The 2990-nt window shown below is 70.0% G+C and carries 3 protein-coding genes and 1 pseudogene; 3 read left to right on the top strand and 1 reads right to left on the bottom strand.

Going from position 1 to position 2990, the window contains the following annotated elements:
* Positions 1 to 126, top strand: a pseudogene (locus tag P1P75_RS40825) (serine protease); the annotation flags it as partial.
* A gap of 19 nt (positions 127 to 145) precedes the next feature.
* Here the strand turns inward: P1P75_RS40825 and P1P75_RS40820 are convergent.
* Positions 146 to 886, bottom strand: a complete 741-nt coding sequence (locus tag P1P75_RS40820; protein WP_319264907.1) for a carbonic anhydrase — start codon at positions 884 to 886, stop codon at positions 146 to 148.
* Between the two features lie 283 nt (positions 887 to 1169).
* Here P1P75_RS40820 and P1P75_RS40815 point away from each other — a divergent pair, with 283 nt between their 5' ends.
* Together P1P75_RS40815 and P1P75_RS40810 are read left to right on the top strand one after the other, a co-directional pair.
* Positions 1170 to 2177: a bifunctional lytic transglycosylase/C40 family peptidase gene (locus P1P75_RS40815; RefSeq protein WP_319264904.1), complete on the top strand. Its 1008-nt coding sequence runs from the start codon at positions 1170 to 1172 to the stop codon at positions 2175 to 2177.
* Between the two features lie 212 nt (positions 2178 to 2389).
* Positions 2390 to 2990: phosphatase PAP2 family protein (locus tag P1P75_RS40810; RefSeq protein WP_319264901.1), on the top strand; the 601-nt coding region annotated here is incomplete at its 3' end.

Here is a 2990-nt window from a genome sequence, read left to right as displayed (position 1 = left end):
GTTCGGGGAGGTCGTAGGGGTACTGGGGGACACGAGCAGGGGGGTGCCACGGACGACATCTCGTACGGCGTCGTCCTCGGGGCGGAGGCCGCGGCGCTGTACCGGCGGGCGGCCTCCGACCCGTAGGGGGTTCAGGGGGCGAGGGTCAGGCGAGGCGGTGCACGGTCTGGGTCGTCAGTTCGTAGCGGGCGCCCGCTACGACCAGGTCACCGGACGTGATCTTCGCGGCCAGGTCGGGTTCGGCGGCGAGCCGGGAGCGGACGGCCCGGACGTTCGCGTCGATGGTGGCGTCGATACGGGTGTCACCCTCCTTCGTGCGGTCGATGAACGGGCGTATCTGGTCGGCCAGGTACTGGATGTGGGCCGGCAGCCGTTCGCCGGACAGGTCCGCCTCGACCGCCGCGCGCACGGCACCGCAGGACTGGTGGCCGAGGACGAGGACCAGGGGGATGTCCAGCTCCAGCACGCCGTACGCGACGCTGCCGAGGACGGCCTCGTCCAGGACCTCGCCGGCCGTGCGGACGGTCATCAGGTCGCCGAGGCCCTGGTCGAAGACCAGCTCGGGCGGGACGCGGGAGTCGATGCAGCCGAGGACGACGGCGAAGGGATGCTGGCCCTGCGTCAGGCTCTGCCGGACGGCCGGGGTTTCGTCCGGGTGCCGCTCGCAAAAGGTTCGCCAGCGGCGGTTGCCGGCGGCCAGCTCCCGCAGGGCCGCGGTGGCCGTGCCGGGGCGGGAGGCGGTGCGAGCGGGAGCGGTGGGCGTGGCGGAGGCCGCGGTCGCGGTGAGGGCCACGCCGCCCAGGGCCGCCGCGCCGACCAGGCCGCCGCGCAGCAGGGAGCGGCGGGCGGGGGCCGGGAGGGGGGTGTCGTCAACGTCAAGGATCACGGAGGGGAACGTATGCGCGAGGCCAGGGTCTGGTGCGGGGCTTGCCCGATCATGGACGTGGATGGGGAAGTCCGGGCCGATCGATGGGCCGTGCTTGGCGCACGCCAGGGCTGTCCTTGACGCGCGCGACGGCGGGAGACGATCGGCTGAACCCGGGGGCCCGCTGGGGCAGGGGAACCCGGCCGACCGGGTCAGGTCGTGGGGAGAGTCTCGGTTGCACGGGATTCCGTGGGGGAAGCTCATACACTGACGCGGGCGGTAATCCGCGTGGGCGAGGGGCGGTTTGACGGTGCGTAAGGCGTGGATCCTGGCTGGTGCCGCGACCGCGGCAGGGCTCAGCTTCGTGATGCTGCTCGTCGTCGGCGTGTACATCATCGCCGGGAACCTCACCAACGGCGTCGGTGGCAGGAGCGTCGGGCTGGCCAAGGGGGCCGTGCCGGCCGCGTACCAGGCGCTCGTGCAGAAGTGGGGCAATCAGTGCGCCGCGATCGACCCCGCGCTGCTCGCCGCCCAGCTCTACCAGGAGAGCGGATTCAACCCGAACGCCAAGAGTCCCGCGGCGGCTCAGGGAATCGCGCAGTTCATCCCCGGCACCTGGGCCACGCACGGCATCGACGGTGACGGCGACGGCGACCGTGACGTATGGGATCCGAATGACGCGATTCCGTCGGCCGCGATGTACGACTGCCAGCTCGCCTCGTACGTGAAGAAGGTGCCCGGCAACCCCACCCACAACATGCTCGCGTCGTACAACGCGGGGGCCTACGCGGTCATCAAGTACGGCGGTGTGCCGCCGTATCGCGAGACCCAGAACTACGTGAAGACGATCACCACGCTGGCGAAGAGCTTCGCCGCGCCCGTCGCCCGGGTCGATCCTTCCGAGCAGGCCGCCGGGGCCATCTACTACGCGCAGAAGAAGCTGGGGACGCCGTATCTGTGGGGTGGGAACGGCACGCCTGAGCAGGGCGGACGCTTCGACTGTTCGGGGTTGACCAAGGCGGCCTTCGAGAGTGTCGGGATCACCCTGCCCCGGGTCGCCAACGATCAGTACAACGCGGGGCCGCATCCCTCACGGGACCAGCTGCTGCCGGGCGACCTGGTGTTCTTCTCGACCGACCCCACCAATTCCCGGGCCATCGATCACGTCGGCATCTACGTCGGCGGCGGGTACATGATCGACGCGCCCCGTACGGGGGCCGTTATCCGGTTCGATCCGATCGACACCCGGAAGTACTTCGGTGCCACGCGGGTCACCGAAGATGGCGCGAAAGCGCTCCCCACGAGGGTCTGAACCGGACGGTATCCCACCTCCTGAGCTGCGGTGATGTGTCTCTCTTCGGTAACGTCTGCGTGATCATTCAGTGGAGAGTGGAACGTATCAACGGGGGTCGTGCGTTCCTGTTGACGTAGCCGGGCCATGCGCGGATCTACGACCACGGGGGTGTGGGTACGAGCGGCGTGCGTGAGGCATGCCGGGCACAACGACGAAGGGGCCGCAGCACCATGGCTGGACTCGCCGCATCCGGGTCGAACCCCGACGTCGACCTGCTCTATGACATCAACGGCCTGGCGAAGGACGCCCCGCACTGGCTGGACCGGACCGTCGAGTTCGTCGGCGAGTACGGGCTGCTGCTGGCGATGGTGCTGCTCGTCATCTGGTGCTGGTGGACCGTACGGCGGCGGCCCGCGTCCGCCGAGGAGGCCGCCTCGTCCGTGGCCGCGCTGGTGTGGGTGCCGTTGGCCGCCGGGCTCGCGGTGCTCGTGAACGTGCCGATACGGGGGTTCGTGGAGCGGCCCCGGCCCTTCCTCGACCACCAGGGACTCGAGGTCCTCGTCTCCGGCAAGACCGACTACTCCTTCGTGAGCGACCACGCGACCATCACCATGGCGATGGGCGTCGCGCTGTTCGTCGCCAACCGGAGGTTCGGGCTGGTGGGGATCGGGCTGGGGCTGCTGGGAGGGTTCTGCCGGGTCTACATGGGTGTGCACTATCCGACGGACGTGGTCGGCGGGTTCGCGCTCGGTACGGCTGTGGCGCTGCTGTTGTCGCCGGTCGCCTCGATGCTGCTCACCCCCGTGCTGAAGGCGGTTGACGGGTCGGGGT

Origin of the sequence: Streptomyces sp. ID05-39B (genome assembly GCF_033794725.1) — a bacterium.
GTDB lineage: Bacteria > Actinomycetota > Actinomycetes > Streptomycetales > Streptomycetaceae > Streptomyces > Streptomyces bobili.
Note: the sequence above shows the minus strand (reverse complement) of the source record. Positions and strands in the feature narration are given on the sequence as shown.